Source organism: Subtercola sp. PAMC28395, assembly GCF_018889995.1.
GTDB lineage: Bacteria > Actinomycetota > Actinomycetes > Actinomycetales > Microbacteriaceae > Subtercola.
In genome coordinates, this window is the sequence record NZ_CP076547.1 from 1,383,647 (window position 1) to 1,401,713 (window position 18,067).

General features: G+C 65.2%; 16 protein-coding genes. 10 read left to right on the forward strand and 6 right to left on the reverse strand.

The window, feature by feature from the left end; all coding sequences use genetic code 11:
* Positions 1-15: 15 nt before the first annotated feature.
* From KPL76_RS06450 to KPL76_RS06470, 5 genes are all read right to left on the reverse strand, one after another.
* Positions 16-768, reverse strand: a complete 753-nt coding sequence (locus KPL76_RS06450; RefSeq protein ID WP_216335633.1) for a succinate dehydrogenase iron-sulfur subunit — start codon at positions 766-768, stop codon at positions 16-18.
* A 5-nt stretch (positions 769-773) separates the two neighbouring features.
* Positions 774-2,573 carry a succinate dehydrogenase flavoprotein subunit gene (gene sdhA, locus KPL76_RS06455; RefSeq protein WP_216335634.1) on the reverse strand — a complete coding sequence of 600 codons (1,800 nt, stop codon included), beginning with the start codon at positions 2,571-2,573 and terminating at the stop codon, positions 774-776.
* A gap of 64 nt (positions 2,574-2,637) precedes the next feature.
* Positions 2,638-3,087 (reverse strand): succinate dehydrogenase hydrophobic membrane anchor subunit, encoded by a 450-nt coding sequence (locus KPL76_RS06460; protein WP_216335635.1) that lies wholly within the window; start codon positions 3,085-3,087, stop codon positions 2,638-2,640.
* Positions 3,087-3,512 carry a succinate dehydrogenase, cytochrome b556 subunit gene (sdhC, locus tag KPL76_RS06465; protein WP_256438729.1) on the reverse strand — a complete coding sequence of 142 codons (426 nt, stop codon included), beginning with the start codon at positions 3,510-3,512 and terminating at the stop codon, positions 3,087-3,089. The genes KPL76_RS06460 and sdhC overlap by 1 nt, the downstream gene beginning before the upstream one ends.
* Before the next feature lie 178 nt (positions 3,513-3,690).
* Positions 3,691-4,887 (reverse strand): glycosyltransferase family 1 protein, encoded by a 1,197-nt coding sequence (locus KPL76_RS06470; RefSeq protein WP_216335636.1) that lies wholly within the window; start codon positions 4,885-4,887, stop codon positions 3,691-3,693.
* A gap of 106 nt (positions 4,888-4,993) precedes the next feature.
* Between KPL76_RS06470 and KPL76_RS06475 the strand changes: the two genes are divergently transcribed.
* The 8 genes from KPL76_RS06475 to KPL76_RS06510 all read left to right on the forward strand — a co-directional run bounded on the left by KPL76_RS06475 (position 4,994) and on the right by KPL76_RS06510 (position 15,077).
* Complete coding sequence (locus tag KPL76_RS06475; RefSeq protein ID WP_216335637.1) at positions 4,994-6,115, forward strand: mannose-1-phosphate guanylyltransferase; 1,122 nt, start codon at positions 4,994-4,996, stop codon at positions 6,113-6,115.
* 147 nt (positions 6,116-6,262) lie between these two features.
* Positions 6,263-7,327, forward strand: coding sequence for a BMP family protein (locus KPL76_RS06480; protein WP_216335638.1), 1,065 nt, complete (start codon positions 6,263-6,265; stop codon positions 7,325-7,327).
* Positions 7,328-7,512: 185 nt separating this feature from the next.
* The gene (locus tag KPL76_RS06485; protein WP_216335639.1) at positions 7,513-8,622 is read left to right on the forward strand and encodes a BMP family protein; all 1,110 of its coding nucleotides are present in this window, start codon (positions 7,513-7,515) and stop codon (positions 8,620-8,622) included.
* A 166-nt stretch (positions 8,623-8,788) separates the two neighbouring features.
* Complete coding sequence (locus KPL76_RS06490) at positions 8,789-10,330, forward strand: ABC transporter ATP-binding protein (protein ID WP_216335640.1); 1,542 nt, start codon at positions 8,789-8,791, stop codon at positions 10,328-10,330.
* 65 nt (positions 10,331-10,395) lie between these two features.
* Positions 10,396-11,661 (forward strand): ABC transporter permease, encoded by a 1,266-nt coding sequence (locus tag KPL76_RS06495; protein WP_216336162.1) that lies wholly within the window; start codon positions 10,396-10,398, stop codon positions 11,659-11,661.
* A gap of 113 nt (positions 11,662-11,774) precedes the next feature.
* A complete protein-coding gene (locus KPL76_RS06500) occupies positions 11,775-13,067 on the forward strand; it encodes an ABC transporter permease (protein WP_371733950.1) in 1,293 nt (430 codons plus the stop codon).
* A gap of 96 nt (positions 13,068-13,163) precedes the next feature.
* Positions 13,164-13,697 (forward strand): cytidine deaminase, encoded by a 534-nt coding sequence (locus KPL76_RS06505; protein WP_216335642.1) that lies wholly within the window; start codon positions 13,164-13,166, stop codon positions 13,695-13,697.
* An 87-nt stretch (positions 13,698-13,784) separates the two neighbouring features.
* The gene (locus tag KPL76_RS06510; protein ID WP_216335643.1) at positions 13,785-15,077 is read left to right on the forward strand and encodes a thymidine phosphorylase; all 1,293 of its coding nucleotides are present in this window, start codon (positions 13,785-13,787) and stop codon (positions 15,075-15,077) included.
* A gap of 256 nt (positions 15,078-15,333) precedes the next feature.
* Here the strand turns inward: KPL76_RS06510 and KPL76_RS06515 are convergent, their stop codons facing one another.
* Entirely contained in the window at positions 15,334-16,317 is a 984-nt protein-coding gene (locus KPL76_RS06515) for a nucleoside hydrolase (protein ID WP_216335644.1), read from the reverse strand.
* 115 nt (positions 16,318-16,432) lie between these two features.
* Between KPL76_RS06515 and KPL76_RS06520 the strand changes: the two genes are divergently transcribed.
* Entirely contained in the window at positions 16,433-17,554 is a 1,122-nt protein-coding gene (locus KPL76_RS06520; RefSeq protein ID WP_216335645.1) for an adenosine deaminase, read from the forward strand.
* A gap of 28 nt (positions 17,555-17,582) precedes the next feature.
* Positions 17,583-18,023, forward strand: coding sequence for a PTS sugar transporter subunit IIA (locus KPL76_RS06525; RefSeq protein WP_216335646.1), 441 nt, complete (start codon positions 17,583-17,585; stop codon positions 18,021-18,023).
* The last annotated feature ends 44 nt before the right edge of the window (positions 18,024-18,067 follow it).

Here is an 18,067-nt window from a genome sequence, read left to right on the forward strand (position 1 = left end):
GAGCGGAGGCCTACCTCAGCGCTTGCCGAACATGATGGCCTGCTTGACCTCGGCGATGGCCTGGGTCACCTGGATGCCACGGGGGCACGCGTCGGTGCAGTTGAAGGTGGTGCGGCAGCGCCACACGCCCTCTTTGTCATTGAGGATGTCGAGGCGAACGCTCGAGGCCTCGTCGCGCGAGTCGAAGATGAAGCGGTGGGCGTTGACGATCGCGGCCGGGCCGAAGTACTGCCCGTCGGTCCAGAACACAGGGCACGATGAGGTGCATGCGGCACACAGGATGCACTTGGTCGTGTCGTCGAAGCGTGCGCGCTCGGCGGCCGACTGGAGGCGCTCCTTCTCGGGCTTCGAGCTTGCGATCAGGAACGGCTGAACTTCGCGGTACGACGCGAAGAACGGCTCCATGTCGACGACGAGGTCCTTCTCCAGCGGCAGGCCCTTGATGGCCTCGACATACACGGGCTTCGTGATGTCGAGGTCTTTCATGAGCGTCTTGCAGGCGAGGCGGTTGCGGCCGTTGATACGCATCGCGTCGGAGCCACAGACTCCGTGGGCGCAGGAGCGACGGAAGGTGAGCGAGCCGTCTTGCTCCCACTTGATCTTGTGCAGGGCATCCAGCACTCGGTCGGTCGGGTAGAGCTCGACATCGAAGTCCTGCCAGCGCGGCTCTTCGTCGACCTCGGGGTTGAAGCGGCGCACCATCATGGTGACCGTGAAGCTCGTGGTGGAGTTGGCGGGTGACTCTTTGTCTGCAGTTGCTGTTGCCATGAGCCTTAGTACTTCCTCTCCATGGGCTGGTAGCGAGTGACCACTACCGGCTTGGTGTCGAGCCTGATGTGATCGCCGGCGTCGGCGGAGTGCGCGTCTCCGGTGAGGTACGCCATGGTGTGCACCATGTAGTTCTCGTCGTCGCGGTTCGGGTAGTCCTCGCGGAAGTGGCCGCCACGGCTCTCTTTGCGGTACATCGCCGAGTAGACGGTGACCTCGGCGAGGTCGAGCAGGAAGCCGAGCTCGATGGCCTCGAGCAGGTCGGTGTTGAACCGCTTGCCCTTGTCTTGCACCATGACGTTCTTGTACCGCTCGCGCAGCCCTTCGATGACCTTGGTGACCTCGAGCAGGGACTCTTCGGTGCGGAACACCTGGGCGTTGCGGTCCATCGACGCCTGCAGCTCCCGTCGCATGTCAGACATGCGCTCGGTGCCCTGGGTTGTGCGCAACATCTCGACGAGCTCACGAATCGGCTTGGCCGGGTCGTGGGGGAGCTCGACGAAGTCGGCGGTCAGGGCGTACTCGACGGCATTGTTGCCGGCGCGCTTGCCGAAGACGTTGATGTCGAGCAGCGAGTTCGTTCCGAGACGGTTCGAGCCGTGCACCGACACGCAGGCGCACTCGCCGGCCGCGTAGAGGCCGGGCACGATGGTGTCGTTGTCGCTGAGAACCTCTGCCTTGACGTTGGTCGGGATGCCGCCCATCGCGTAGTGCGCGGTCGGCAGCACGGGCACCGGCTCCGTGTACGGCTCGACGCCGAGGTAGGTGCGCGCGAACTCGGTGATGTCGGGCAGCTTCGCGTCGATCACGGCAGGTTCGAGGTGGGTGATGTCGAGATAGACCCAGTCTTTGTTCGGGCCGCCGCCGCGACCTTCGCGGATCTCGGTTGCCATGCAGCGGGCGACGATGTCACGCGGCGCGAGGTCTTTGATGGTGGGGGCGTAGCGCTCCATGAAGCGCTCACCCTCGCTGTTGCGGAGGATGGCGCCTTCGCCGCGCGCGGCCTCAGACAGCAGGATGCCCAGGCCCGCGAGTCCCGTCGGGTGGAACTGGTAGAACTCCATGTCTTCCAGTGGAAGGCCCTTGCGCCAGATGATGCCGACGCCGTCACCGGTCAGGGTGTGGGCGTTCGAGGTGGTCTTGAAGATCTTGCCGAAACCGCCGGTGGCGAAGACGACCGACTTGCCCTGGAAGACGTGCAGGTCACCGGTCGCGAGCTCGAAGGCCACGACGCCAGCGGGGCGCCTGACCCCGTCGACCTCGACCATGATCAGGTCGAGAACGTAGTACTCGTTGAAGAAGTTGATGCCGTGCTTGACGCAGTTCTGGTACAGGGTCTGCAGGATCATGTGGCCGGTGCGGTCAGCGGCGTAACAGGCCCGGCGAACAGGCGCTTTGCCGTGGTCTCGAGTGTGCCCGCCGAAGCGGCGCTGGTCGATCTTGCCTTCTGGCGTGCGGTTGAACGGCAGGCCCATGTTCTCGAGGTCGATGATCGCGTCGATGGCCTCGCGGGCCAGGATCTCAGCGGCATCCTGGTCGACGAGGTAGTCGCCACCCTTGACCGTGTCGAAGGTGTGCCACTCCCAGTTGTCTTCTTCGACATTGGCGAGAGCCGCGGCCATGCCCCCCTGTGCCGCACCAGTGTGCGAGCGGGTGGGGTAGAGCTTGGAGATCACCGCGGTGTTGGCTTTGGGCCCCGCCTCGATCGCCGCGCGCATCCCGGCACCACCGGCACCGACGATGACGACGTCGTGCTGGTGGTAGGTCACGCCGTCTACGACGGCGCCGTCTGCATATTCAGTCACTGCTGTGCCTTCTGAGAATCGGGGGAGCTGGGAATCGGGGGAGCTGGAGGTTATGCGAACAGGGTTACGGAACCGGGCAGAACGAGAGAGCCTGGTCTGCAGGGATGAGCGTGCTGCACGGGTCGAAGGTGAAGACGACGAGCGTGCCGAGAACGATCAGTACCACACAGGCGACGAAGATCGCGGCGAGCAGAATGCGGCGCACCGTGCGGTTGTTCGCGTAGTCGTTCACGATCGTGCGCATGCCGTTCGAGCCGTGGATCATGGCGAGCCACAGCATGACGACGTCCCAGACCTGCCAGAACGGGCTCGCGTACTTGCCGGCGACGAAGGCGAAGTCGATGCCCTTGATGCCCTGGCCGAGCACCAGGTTCACGAAGAGGTGACCGAAGATGAGAATGAGGAGCAGCACGCCGGAGGCCCGCATGTAGAGCCAGCCCCACTTCTCCCAGTTGACGCCGCCCTTGCGGCTGCGGGTCTGCGGGCTTCGCGGTGACTCGATGATTGCTGACATCACTGGCCTTCCGTGAAGACGTTGTGGAGGTGGATGGGGGCGAAACCGGCGGTGCCGATCACCCAGAGCGCGATGACGATCCAGAACATGACGCGCTGGTACTTCGCGCCCTTGCTCCAGAAGTCGATCAGGATGATGCGGATGCCGTTGAACGCATGGAACATGATCGCGATGACCAGCGCCGTCTCACCGAGGCCCATCAACGGGTTCTTGTAGGTGCTCATCACCGAGTCGTACGCCTCGGGGCTCACGCGGATCATCGCCGTGTCGAGCACATGCACGAGGAGAAAGAAGTAGATGGCGACACCGGTGATGCGGTGCAGGACCCACGACCACATTCCTGTGTTGCCGCGGTACAGCGTTCCAGCAGGTCGTTTGGACGAACTGCGAGCAACGGTGAGCGTGCTTGCCTCTTCATTGGGCACGAGCAACCCCCTTTGGTTCGGGATGGTTCACCGACCCTCTGGCACCGTGCCCGAACAGACGCAGTTCGAACGGGCCCATCGAACAGGCCAGTGCACATATTTCGGCGAAATCTTCTTCAGCATAGTGTTCGCATCGTGAAATGTCTTGTAAGGCATGCCTAACAAAACTGCTGCCAAGCTACCTCTTCAGCCGTGCCCGATGCGCACTGGCTGTGCCCAGTGTAGGCACGTCGAGAACGGATTCGTAATGCCTCATGAGCTCGTCGCACACCCGCTCCCAGGTGCGGCCGAGCACGGCTCGCCTGCCCGCCTCGCCCATGCGTCGGCGAAGAAGCGGGCTGACCAGCAGATCTTCGACGAGGTCGCGCAGTTCGTCTGGGCTCCCCGGGTCGAAGAGGTACCCGGTATTGCCGTCGTCCACGAGGTCGATGGGGCCGCCTGCGCGCGGTGCGACCACCGGCAGCCCTGCGGCGTGGGCCTCCTGCAGGGTCTGGCCGAACGTCTCCTCCGTGCCCGTGTGCACGAAGATGTCGAAGCTGGCGTAGGCGGCAGACAGTTCGGCACCCTGGAGCCGACCGAGAAACGTGACCGGCATGCCTCGGGTGAGCGTCTCGATCTGGCCGCGGGCGGGGCCGTCGCCGACGACGACGATCCGGATGCCCGGCAGCCCCCTGCGGCCGTCGACGCTCTCGTGGCTCGGCTTCGCCAGCGGCGCCAGTTGCACGAGGCGCTCGAGTTGCTTCTCGGGCGCGATGCGCCCCACGTAGCCCACCACGATCTCGCCCTCCGGGCTCAGGCGCTCGCGAAGGGCTCGGGCGTCGGGGCGCAGACGGTTGTTCGGGTGGAACGCCTGCAGGTCGACACCGCGGGCCCAGCGCTCGAGTCGTTTCACGCCGAGGCTCTGCAGATCATCCATCGACGCGGTCGACGGAACGAGAGTGAGGCTCGCGCCGTCGTGGATCCACTTGACGAAGCGCCAGGCCAGTTTCGTGGCGGGCCCGAGGTGGTTGCGCTGGGCGTAACCGGCCACGTCGGTCTGGAAGATGGCCACGGAAGGCACCCGGAGCCGGTTCGCCGCGGCGATCGCCTGCGCCCCCAATAAGAAGGGAGAGGCTGCGTGGACCACATCGGGAGAGAAGTTGGCGAGAATGCGCTGCACCTGCAGGCTCGGCATGCCCACCGGGAACTCGCGGTAGGCGATCGCCGGCACCTGGTAGACGGGAAAGCCGGCGTACTGCGAGGGCGCATGGGCGGCAGGGCAGATGACGATGGCGTCATGGCCGTGCGCGCGAAGGTAGTCGAGCACCTTGCAGACGCTGTTCGTGACTCCGTTGACGGTGGGCAGAAAACTTTCGGTGACGATCGCAACCCGCATGCTGCAAGTTTTCGCCCTGCACCTTGACCCGACATGGCGGGTGGCTTGACCGCACGTTAACATCGGGCATCCTTTGCCGTAATGCGTGTTGAGTAAGGTGGGGCGTATGGCTGCATCTGACGACTTGCTCGACCGTTTCTACAGTGTGATTCCCGCGGGGGGCATCGGCTCCCGGTTGTGGCCGCTCTCCCGGGCCGACGCGCCGAAGTTCCTGCACGACCTGAGCGGGTCGGGGCAGAGCCTGTTGCGCGACACCTGGGACCGGCTCGTGCCCCTCTCTGGCGAGCACCGGATCATGGTCGTCACCGGGCGGGCGCACCGTGCAGCTGTCGAGAAGCAGCTTCCCGGCCTTTCCGATGCGAACGTGGTTCTCGAGAGCGAGCCGCGCGAATCGACGGCGGCCATCGGGCTGGCTGCGGCGATTCTCGAGCGTCGTGAGCCCGGGGTGATCATCGGCTCGTTCGCGGCCGACCACGTGATCAGCCAGCCTGAGCGCTTTCGTGAAGTCGTCAAGCAGGCCCTCGTGACCGCAGACGCGGGCTACATCACCACGATCGGCATCACGCCGACCGAGCCGTCGATCGGGTTCGGGTACATCCATGCCACCAAGCCGCTGGTCGTCGAGGGCGCACCCGACGCGAAGATCGTCGACAGTTTTGTCGAGAAGCCCGACCTCGCCACCGCCAAGAAGTACGTCAAGAGCGGTTCGTACCTGTGGAACGCGGGCATGTTCATCGCGCGCGCCGACACCCTGCTCGAGCAGATCGGCCACTCGCGGCCCGAACTGCTGGAGGGCATCCTGAAGCTCGCCGAAGCGTGGGACACCCCGCGCCGTGGCGCCGTCGTCGACCAGGTCTGGCCTGAGCTCGAGAAGATCGCCATCGACTACACGGTCGCAGAGCCGTCGGCGCTCGAGGGCAAGCTCGCCGTCGTTCCCGGCAACTTCACCTGGGACGACGTCGGAGACTTCGCCTCGATCGCCAAGCTTCACTCTGGCGGCCGCAAGTCGGAGCTGGCCATTCTCGGCAAGAACGCCCGCGTGCTGTCTGATTCGTCGAGCGGCGTCGTCGTCTCGCACAGCAACCGGGTGATCAGCCTGATCGGTGTCGAAGACATCGTCGTGGTCGACACGCCGGATGCGCTGCTCGTGACCACGAGCGCCCACGCCCAGCGGGTGAAGGCCGTCGTCGACGCGCTGCGCCTCTCGGGTTCGGGCGACGTTCTCTAGGCGATCGCACCTGCCACTGGCTGCCCGGCTGTGGCTGCCTGGCACCGGCCGCTGAGCGCCTGCCACTTCGGCCAGTTCGGTAACGGCGGGGTTCCAATTTCGTCGTGACGGTCGGGACGATGCTCTGATGCCTTTACCGTTGAAGGTATGAAGAGCCGTCTGAGAGCTGTCAGCGTAGTGTCGATCGCGGCCGCGGCCGCCCTGGTGCTTGCCGGATGCTCGCCGGCACCTGCTCCATCGACCTCCTCGGCCAGCGCCTACTGCGCCCGCATGGTGACCAACTCGGGTGGCATCGACGACCGTTCATTCAACCAGTCGAGCTGGGCCGGGCTCCAGGCCGCCGAGAAGAATGCCGGCATCTCTGCCGAGGTGCTGGTCTCGACGAACGAGACCGACCTGGCACCCAATGTGGAGCAGGCCGTGGGCAGCGGCTGCCAATTCGTTCTGACGGTGGGCTACGAGCTGACAGCGGCGACGACCGAACAGGCGTCCGGGCATCCGGACACGCATTTCGCCATTGTGGACGACCAGATCACGGCGCCGAATGTGAAGTCGATTCTCTTCGACACCGCCCAGGCCTCGTTCCTGGCCGGGTATCTCGCGGCCGGGGTGACGCAGACCGGGAAGGTGGCGACCTTCGGGGGCGGAAACCAGCCGCCCGTGACGCTGTTCATGGATGGTTTTGTGGACGGGGTGGCGAAGTACAACGCCGTGCATGGCACAACGGTGCAGGCGCTCGGCTGGGACAAGGCAGCACAGGACGGCGTGTTCACTGGCGACTTCGAAGACGTCAACAAGGGCAAGACCGTCACCCAGGCCTTCATCGACCAGGGTGCCGACGTGATTCTGCCCGTCGCGGGGCAGGTGGGCGAGGGCGCGGCCGCTGCTGCGCTCGAGTCAGGGCACACCAAGCTCATCTGGGTCGACAACGACGGTTACGACACGCTCTCGGCCGAGTACAAGCCGATTCTGCTCACAAGTGTGATGAAGAAGACGGGGGACGCGGTCGAGAAGATCGTCACCGACGACTCGAAGGGCACGTTCGAGAGTTCTCCGTACATCGGAACGCTGGCCAACAGCGGTGTCGACATTGCGCCGTTCCACGATCTGGCCAGCAGCGTTCCGGCGGCGCTGTCGACGGAGCTCGACGGGCTGCGGGCAGACATCGTGGCGGGAACGCTCGTCATCACGTCACCGAGCCAGCCGAAATAGCGCCTGAAACGTGCGCCTGACGCACGATTTCGTCGTAGACATTTCATCGAGATTACGTAGCCATCCCGTCTTTGTAACGCTTACGTCGCAATGACTCCGAGGGATGCAAGCGGCGGCGTCACATTCGGTAACGTGGACCTTCACAGCGCCTGCCCTCTCGGCGGGCCAGCACTTTGGAGGACACCTTGAGCATCACCAAACGTCGCCTCGCCCTCGGCGGCCTGGCAACGATCGCCACCGCGGCACTTCTCGCGGGTTGCGCTTCGGCACCGGCCACCTCGACCAGCACCCCGACCGCCAGCGCCATTGCCGGGTTCAAGCCCTGCATGGTCTCCGACCTCGGTGGCTTCGACGACAAGTCGTTCAACCAGTTGGGCTACGAAGGCCTCACCGAAGCGGCAGCTGCACTCGGCGTGAAGCCGATCACCGTGCAGTCGAACGCAGAGACCGACTACGCGCCGAACATCGACAGCCTCGTCTCGCAGAACTGCACTCTGATCGTGACGGTCGGCTTTGCGCTGTCTGCCGCGACCGTGACCGCAGCGCTCGCGAACCCGACTGTCGACTTCGCGATCATCGATGACGCGGCCGACAACAACTTCGACGGCAAGACCGATGCTCCGAACATCAAGCCGATCCTGTTCGACACGGCGCAGGCCGCCTTCCTCGCCGGCTACGCTTCGGCGAGCTACAGCAAGGCCGGCAAGGTCGCGACCTACGGTGGCATGAACTTCCCGACCGTCACGATCTTCATGGATGGCTTCGCGCAGGGTGTCAGCTACTTCAACAGCCAGAAGGGCAAGTCAGTCCAGGTTCTGGGCTACGACCCGGCCAACCCCGATGCAGCGACCTTCACTGGCGGCTTCGAGGCAAACGACACCGCGAAGACCACAGCGCAGAACTTCATCGACCAGGGTGCAGACGTTCTGCTTCCCGTCGGTGGCCCCATCTTCCAGAGTGCCGGTGCCGCAATCACCGACTCCAAGAAGAGTGTCGCGCTGCTGGGTGCTGACGCCGACGTGTTCAACACCTTCCCGACCTACGCAGACCTGTACCTCACCTCGGTGCTCAAGGGCATCAAGCAGGCCACCGGTGATGTCGTCAACCAGGCCGCCACGGCCAGCACGTTCGACGTGACGTCGTACATCGGCAACCTGAAGAACGACGGAGTCGGCATCGCGCCGTTCCACAACTTCGCCAGCAAGGTCGACCCGGGCCTCCAGGCCGAGCTCGACACGATCAAGGCCGGGATCATCTCGGGCACGATCCCGGTGAAGTCCTACCTCAGCAAGTAGCAGCCGCCCGGCCCTGCTGGGCCGCGGATGCGAGGGTGTGGGGAGCCAGGTGAACATCTGGCTCCCCACACCTGTTAAGCGCGTCTTCTCCTCCACAGCGCGTGTCTTCGTCAAGCCCGCTGTGCAGAACCATCACCGACCAACAGCCCCTGTGTAGATTGAATCCATGAAGCTCGAACTCCGCGGCATCACCAAACGTTTCGGCTCACTCGTTGCGAATGACCACATCGAGCTGGTCGTGAAACCGGGTGAGATCCATGCGCTTCTCGGTGAGAACGGCGCTGGCAAGTCCACCCTGATGAATGTGCTGTACGGTCTGTACCAGGCCGACGGTGGCGAGATCCTCCTCGACGACGAGGTGCAGCACTTCGCCGGCCCCGGCGATGCGATGAACGCCGGCATCGGAATGGTGCACCAGCACTTCATGCTCATCCCGGTGTTCACGGTTGCCGAGAACGTCATGCTCGGCCACGAGCAGACGAAGGGCCTCGGTCGGCTCGACCTGGCTGCGGCCCGGGCCCGCGTGCGCGAGATCAGCGCCCGGTTCGGGTTCGACGTCGACCCCGATGCCCTGGTCGACGACCTGCCCGTGGGGGTACAGCAGCGCGTCGAGATCATCAAGGCGCTTTCGCGCGAGGCGAAGGTGCTCGTCTTCGACGAGCCCACGGCAGTGCTCACTCCCCAGGAGACCGACGAGCTGATGACCATCATGGGCCAGTTGCGAGACGCTGGTACATCGATCGTGTTCATCACCCACAAGCTGCGCGAAGTGCGTGAAATCGCCGACCGCATCACGATCATCCGGTTGGGCAAGGTTGTGGGCGAGGCAGAGCCGACTGCGACCAACGCCGACCTCGCTTCCATGATGGTGGGTCGCGCGGTCGAGCTCACCGTGCACAAAGAGGTCGCGAAGCCGGGCGAGGCGGCCCTGGTCGTGAAAGACCTGTCCGTGGTCGATGCGGTGGGCCAGCTCGTCGTGAACTCGGTCAGTTTCGCGGTGCACCGAGGTGAGATCCTGGCGATCGCGGGGGTGCAGGGCAACGGGCAGACCGAACTCACCGAGGCGATCATGGGGCTGCAGGAGCGTGTTCTGGGTTCTGTGACGCTCGATGGGCGCTCGCTCGTTGGCCTCTCGGTGCGCAAGGTGCTGAACGCCGGGGTGGGGTTCGTTCCCGAAGACCGCAACGAAGACGGACTCGTCGGTGAGTTCACGATTGCCGAGAACCTGATGCTCGACCGCAGCGATTCGAAGCCGTTCGTCAAGCGGGGCAGCCTGCAGCTGGGCTTCCTGCAGGTGTTCGCAGAAGAGAAGGCCAGCGAGTTCGATGTACGGTCGCAGGGCATCCAGACACCGGTGGGCCGCCTCTCGGGCGGAAACCAGCAGAAGGTCGTCCTTGCCAGGGAACTGAGCCGCGACCTCCGGTTGTTCGTGGCTGCCCAGCCGACCCGCGGTATCGACGTCGGGTCGATCGAATTCGTGCACAAACGGATTGTCGCGACACGGGATTCGGGGGTGCCCGTGATCGTGGTTTCAACCGAGCTCGACGAGGTCACGGCGCTCGCCGACCGCATCGCGGTGATGTACCGCGGCAGCATCGTCGGCATCGTGCCCGGCAACACCTCGCGTGATGTACTCGGTCTCATGATGACCGGTGAAGTGCCCGACGTCATCACCACGACAAACACCGTCGAAGGAGCACTCCTGTGAGCGACACCACGATCGACTCTGCTGGGTCTGGGTTGCCAGGCGCAGCGGGCGGCGCAGCGGGAGGCATGGGCACCGCACCCGATGCGGCGCCTCCGGTTCCCAAGTCGAACCAGATCCTGCGGGACATCATGGGTGGCAGTGTGGTCATCTCGATTCTCGCTGTCGTGCTCGCCCTTGTCGCGGGCGGCATCCTGATCGCCCTGACCGACGAGAACGTGCAGGCGGCGTCCGGGTACTTCTTCTCGCGTCCCGGTGACACCTTCTCCGCCATCTGGACGGCGGTGTCGGGTGCGTACGGCGCACTCTTCCAGGGTTCGGTATACAACTTCGGTGCCGCCGGCTTCGCCAAGGGCATCAAGCCGCTCACCGACACACTCACCTTTGCGACTCCGCTCATCGCGGCCGGTCTCGGCGTCGGTCTGGCCTTCCGGGCCGGAATGTTCAACATCGGTGGCCAGGGGCAGATGATCATCGCCGCGGCGTGCGCAGGGTGGGTCGGGTTCTCGTTCCCGCTGCCGTATGGAATCCACCTGGTGCTCGCGGTCGTTGCAGGTGTCGTCGGTGGGGCGGTGTGGGGCGGTATCGTCGGGTTGCTCAAGGCCCGCACGGGCGCGCACGAGGTCATTGTGACGATCATGATGAACTACATCGCGGTGTACCTCCTGCTGTTCCTGTTGCGTACCCCGGGTGCGCTGCAGGCACCGGGGTCGAACAACCCCAAGACCCCCCCGATGCTGCCGACCGCCATCTACCCCGACCTGCTCGGTTCGAGTTACAACCTGCACGCCGGGCTGCTGGTCTCCATCGCCGCCACGGTGTTCGTGTGGTGGCTGCTGTCCCGCTCGAGCCTCGGGTTCCGGTTCCGGGCCGTCGGGATCAACCCGAACGCCGCCCGGGTCGCCGGCATCAACGTCAAACGCACCTACATCTACGTCATGCTGCTCTCCGGTGGGCTGGTCGGCCTCGCTGGCGTCGCCCAGGTGCTCGGTACCGTGACGTCGGGCTTCAGTTCGGGCATCGACGCCGGAATCGGCTTCGACGCGATCACCGTGGCCCTGCTGGGGCGCTCCAAGCCCTGGGGCATCTTCGTTGCCGGAATTCTCTTCGGGGCATTCAAGGCCGGCGGTTTCGCCATGCAGGCCGGTGAAGGCATCCCCGTCGACATCGTGCTCGTCGTGCAGTCGCTCATCGTTCTGTTCATCGCGGCGCCTCCTCTCGTGAGGGCGGTGTTCCGGCTGCCGACCCCAGGGGTGTCGCAGAAGCCCAAGGCCAATACGCCTTCGAAGACATCGAAACCGGCCCAGAGCGCAGAGGCGGTGGTCGCGAAATGAGCGATCCACGGTACAACGCCACCGGCGGTACCGGCAGTGGCAGCGGTGCACCCGGAGACCCCTCAGGGCTCGGTGTTCCCAGTGTGAGCACCGGGGTCATCGAGCCCGGCGTCGTGTCGACCGCCACGCAGCACGAGAACGCTGATTCGACCAGAGGGCTCGAGAAGACGGTCGTGAAATCGTGGAAGGCGCCGATCGGTTTCGCGATCTTCACCGCCATCGCGCTGGTTCTCTTCGTCATCCTCGGGCGCGACGGCAACTCCACCTTCACGCTGTCGGGCAGTGACGACCTCATCCAGCTGCCCAACGTCGTCGTCGACGCGCGGGTCACGGGGATAGTGGCGACCCTCATCCTGGCCGTCATCACCGTGATCGCCTATCTTCGTGTCCGCGCCGACAGGCGCGTACCGCTCTGGCTCACCAGCATTCTCGGTGTGGTCTTCCTGTTCGCGTTCCTCGCCTGGGTCGCTGCAGGGGCGTCTCTGCCCGTGCAGGTCCCCGGGCTGCTGGTGGGCACGGTGTCGCTGTCGGTTCCGTTGATCTTCGGTGCCCTGGGCGGCGTCATCTCCGAGCGGGTCGGGGTGGTCAATGTGGCCATCGAGGGCCAGCTGCTCGCCGGTGCCTTCGTGTCGGCCGTCGTCGCATCCATCACGCACCAGCCCCTGCTGGGGCTTGCGGTTGCAGCGGTTGCCGGCGCGCTCGTCGCCTTCGTGCTCGCGGCCTTCGCCATCAAGTACCTGGTCGACCAGGTCATCGTCGGTGTCGTGCTGAACGTGCTTGTTGTGGGTCTGACCAACTTCCTCTATTCACAGGTGCTGTCGAAGAATGCCGAGCTGCTGAACTCACCGCCGCGATTCGACCGGATCAACATTCCGATTCTGAGCGAGATCCCGATCATCGGCCCGACGCTGTTCCGCCAGACGATCATCGTGTACCTCATGTACATCGCGGTTGCGGCCGTGTACTTCGCGTTGTTCCACACGAAGTGGGGGCTTCGGGTGCGGGCAGTGGGCGAGCATCCACAGGCCGCCGACACGGTGGGCATCAACGTGAACTCGACGAGGTTCTGGAACGTGCTGCTCGCCGGAGCCATCACCGGGCTGGGTGGTGCGTACTTCACGCTCGGTTCGGTCGGTGCCTTCAACAAGGAGATGACGGCCGGTGCCGGTTATATCGCGCTCGCGGCGGTGATCTTCGGGCAGTGGGATCCGATCAGGGCCACACTGGCCGCGCTGCTCTTCGGGTTCGCGACGAACCTGCAGAACGCGCTGGGAATCATCGGCTCGCCGGTGCCGAGCGAGTTCATGCTCATGCTGCCGTACGTGCTGACGATCTTCGCTGTCGCAGGCCTGGTCGGCAGGTCGAGGGGCCCCGCTGCGTCGGGGCGGCCGTACATCAAGTCATGATCCTCGCGCGAAGATCCCGTCGCGCGTCGGTGCGCGGTTCCGAGTGCACTGTGGTTCCCGACGTCACCCGCGCTTCCCCGACGTCACCGGCTCTGGATGGCAGCGATACTGGGGCTGGGTCACCGGCCTCAGTTCGTGCAGCCAGGCGATCGCCTGCACCAAGCGACCTCATCGCCGCGGTTTCGTGCCCGGCCGAATTCATCTGAACCTCGAGAAAGCGAGCACCACATGCCTGACATCGACTGGGATGCCCTGAGGTCCGTCGCGCTCGAAGCGATGACGCATGCCTACGTTCCCTACTCACACTTCCCCGTCGGAGTTGCTGCAATCGTGGACGACGGGCGCGTCATCTCAGGGTGCAACGTCGAGAACGCCTCCTACGGCCTCACCCTGTGCGCCGAATGCGCGCTCGTTTCATCGCTGCACATGACCGGCGGCGGCAGACTCGTGGCATTCACCTGCGTCGACGGCAAGGGTGGCGCCCTCATGCCCTGCGGTCGCTGCCGACAGCTCCTCTATGAGCACTCCGCAGAGGGCATGCTGCTCGAGACGGTCTCGGGAATCCGCACCATCGACGAAGTGCTCCCCGACGCCTTCGGCCCCCGCACCCTCGAGGCTTACGCCGAGTAACCCCAACGAGTTGCCCGAATGTGCAAGGAATCCGCGGAATTGCTGCACATTCGGGAAAGTCGACACCAACGACAGAGAGAAGTGGGCATGAGCAGCGAAGCGCACGACATCATCGACCTGATCCGCACGAAGCGCGACCACGGCACCCTCACCACGTCACAGATCGACTGGATGATCGATGCCTACACCCGCGGATACGTCGAAGATTCGCAGATGGCGGCCATGGCGATGGCCATTCTGCTGAACGGCATGGGGCGACCCGAGATCCGTGACCTCACGCTTGCCATGATCGCGAGTGGCGAGACGATGAACTTCGACGGGCTCGGCAAGACCACCGTCGACAAGCACTCCACCGGTGGTGTGGGCGACAAGATCACGCTTCCGCTGATGCCACTCGTGGCGTCGTTCGGGGTTGCCGTGCCGCAGCTGTCGGGGCGGGGGCTGGGTCACACCGGCGGCACGCTCGACAAGCTCGAGAGCATCCCGGGCTGGCGCGCGTCGCTGACGAACGAGGAGATGTTCGCGCAACTGCGTGACGTGGGTGGGGTCATCTGCGCTGCCGGCAGCGGGCTCGCGCCTGCCGACAAGAAGCTCTACGCGCTGCGCGACATCACGGGCACCGTCGAGGCGATTCCGCTGATCGCTTCGTCGATCATGAGCAAGAAGATCGCCGAGGGAACCAAAGCTCTCGTGCTCGACGTCAAGTTCGGCTCTGGCGCCTTCATGCAGGACATCGCCAAATCTCGCGAGCTCGCGCAGACGATGGTCGATCTGGGCAACGATGCCGGCGTCCGCACATCAGCCCTCCTCACCGACATGCACCGACCTCTCGGGCTGGCGATCGGCAACGCCAACGAGGTGCGCGAATCTGTCGAGGTGCTCGCGGGCGGCGGGCCGGCCGACGTCGTCGAGCTGACGATCGCCCTGGCGCGCGAGATGCTCACCCTGGCGGGCATCCCTGACGCCGATGTCGAGGGTGCGCTCGCCTCCGGGCAGGCCATGGACTCGTGGCGCAAGGTCATTCGGGCGCAGGGCGGCGACCCGGATGCTGCGCTCCCCGTCGCGCAGGAGACCCACGTCGTCTACGCAGAACGGTCGGGGGTACTGCTCGAACAGCTCGCGTTGCCCTTCGGTATCGCGGCGTGGCGTCTCGGAGCTGGCCGTGCACGCGCGTCAGACCCGGTGCAGCACGCCGCCGGAATCGACCTGCACGCCAAGGCGGGTGACGCCGTCGTTGCGGGTCAACCCTTGTTCACCGTGAGCGCTGACGAGCCGTCGAGGTTCGCGCGGGCGCTGGAGGCGCTGGAGGGGGCGTACGCGATCGGTGACGCCTCGGAGTATGTGCAGAGGGGGCCGCTGGTAGCGGAGCGGATCTCGTAAGGCTGGTTGGGCAACGCCGCCGACGCAAACGGACGAACGTCAGTCGAACCGGGCTGCAATATGCATCGGTGGGGCTGACGTTCGTCCGTTTGTGGCATGTCGAGGCAGGCGCTGGGGTTATGACGCCACTGTGATCCCGAAGAGGCGTAGCCTCTTCGGCGCTGGGCCCACGCCGCCGGTTCCCGACGATCCGCAGGGTCGGCGGGCCGTGTCGGTGGCGAGCATCCACTGGATGCTCGCTTTCAGCTCCAGCGCACTAGCCGATTCGTTCGAGGGCGTCGACAACGAGCGCCCAGAAGCGAGCATGGTCGAGGCTCACCGCGACCTGGGTGGTGCAGTCTGCCGGGGCTGGGGCGCGAAAGTCGGCCACGGTCATCCCGAGCGTGAGCCTGCCGGTGAGTTCGACGTCGAGCGGAGCCTTGCGTACCGTCATCACGGTGGGGTCGATGACGTAGGCGACGGCGCAGGGGTCGTGCACGGGCGGTGAATCGAACCCCTGGTGGTCACGGTACGTCTCACCGAAGAACTCCAGCAGTTCGCCGACGAAGAGTGCAGGGCCTGTTCCGATCGCCTCGATCGTGGCGGCTACCTCGGGGGTCGCCAGCGCCTGGTGGGTGACGTCGAGCCCGACCATCGTGAGCGGCCACTTCTCGTTGAACACGATGTGCGCGGCCTCAGGGTCGATGATGATGTTGAACTCGCTCGTGGCGCTCCAGTTGCCGCCGCCCCACGCGCCGCCCATCAGCACGACTTCGCGCACCCGCGACGCGATTCGGGGCTCCTTTCGCACGGCCATCGCGATGTTCGTCAGGCCGCCCGTGGGCACCAGGGTGATCTCGCCCGGTTCGGCCTGCATGATCGTGTCGATGATGAGGTCGATGGCATGCCGGGGGTCGAGTTCGATCTCGGGCTCCGGCAGCACCGGGCCGTCGAGCCCCGAGTCGCCGTGGATCGCATCGGCGATCTCGATGTTCCGCACCAACGGTCTGCTCGCCCCTGCGGCGAAGGGCACACCGGCGATTCCGGCGACGCGTGCAACCGAGAGAGCATTCCGGGTGACCTTCTCGAGGGTCTGGTTGCCCACCACGGTGGTCACCGCCACGAGCTCGATGTCGGGGTTGCCGTGCGCGAGCAGCATCGCGATGGCATCGTCGTGCCCGGGGTCGCAGTCGAGAATGATTTTCCGGGGCACGGTGGTGAGGAGACCTTTCGGGCTGTGAATCGGGTTCTGGATGATCATCCCAGCGTATGCGCTCAGCGGTCCGATAGATTGTGAAGGGCAACCGCGCGGCCCTCACCGGGTAGCGCACGTTGCGGTGGGGCGCCCGGCCTCGCTCCACAGGAGGAGAGAACTGATGTCTGCACGGGACGAAGAATACTTTCTCGCGGGGAGCGACATCCAGATCAACGCGCTCCCCAAGATCTCGCTGCACGATCACCTCGACGGGGCCCTGCGCGCCGAGACCATCATCGAGCTGGCAGACGCCATCGGGCTCGCTCTGCCGGCCTCCGGTGTCGACGGCCTGGGAGACTGGTTCGAGAACAGTGCCGACTCGGGGTCGCTCGTCTCCTACCTCCAGACCTTCGAGATCACCACCGCCGTGATGCAGACCAGGGAGAGCCTCAGCCGCGTGGCTGCCGAGTTCGTCGCCGACCTGGCCGCAGACGGGGTCGTCTACGGAGAAGTGCGCTGGGCACCGGAGCAGCACCTCTCAGCCGGCCTCAGTCTCGACGAGGTCGTCGAGGCCGTTCAGGCGGGCATCGACGCAGGTGTCGACGACGCGCTCGCAGCGGGCCGCGGAATTCGTGTCGGGCAGCTGCTGACGGCGATGCGCCACGCCGATCGCTCGCTCGAGGTGGCACAACTCGCCGTTCGCAACCGGGAACGCGGGGTCGTCGGTTTCGACATCGCGGGTGCCGAACTCGGGTTCCCCGCGGCGAACCACCGTGAGGCGTTCGACTACCTGGCCGCCCACTATTTCCCGGTCACCGTTCACGCAGGCGAGGCCGATGGGCTCCAGAGCATCCGGAGCGCGCTCTTCGACGGCCGGGCGCTCCGACTCGGTCACGGCGTGCGGCTCGCCGAAGACATCACCGTGGAGCGACAGGACGACGAGAGCACCTACGTCACCCTCGGCCCCCTCTCGCAGTGGGTCAAGGACCGGGAGATCGCGCTGGAGCTCTCGCCGTCGTCGAACATGCAGACGGGGGCGATTTCCGCCTGGGGCGACGAGCTGGGCGATCATCCATTCGACCTGCTGTACCAGCTGGGCTTCAGGGTGACGGTGAACCCCGACAACAGGCTGATGAGCAACACGACGATCAGCCGTGAGCTCGCTTTATTGTCTGACGCTTTCGGCTATGACCTCGATGACCTCGAGACCTTCCAACTGAATGCGGTTGCTGCGACATTCCTTCCACTCGAGGACCGCGAGGAGCTGGCTGACGTCATCTCCGAGGGTTTCTACGAAGCCTAGAGTCATCGAGAACTGCGACGGTCACCGGATGCTCCCCCTTCCTGATTCAGCGATACTCCTCGGCCAGTCGGCTGCCGACTGGCGCGCTGCTGTGCTGCTCGCTGGCTCGGCGCTCGCGGCTTCTGGCGCGACCACCAGCGAGTACGGGCCGCGCATGGTCGCCATGGTCGAGGAGTTCGGCGCGTATATTGTGATCGCGCCGGGCCTCGCTCTGGCGCACGCCAGGCCGGGGCCCGATGTTCTGGCGGCAGGTCTAGCTGTGGTGACGCTCGCGAACCCGGTGATCTTCGGGCATGCGCACAACGACCCGGTCAGCGTGGTGCTCGGCCTCGCTGTCCAGTCGGTCGACGAGCACGTGACGGGAATCGCCGAACTTGCCAACGTCTTCAACGACGAGAGCGTCATCCCCCGGCTGGCTGGCGCACGGTCGGCAGCTGAAGTCCAGCAACTGTTGGAGCCGCAGCGTTAGGCTTCTCTCCGAGGCACATCGAACACGTTCGGGTTCGCTCAGAA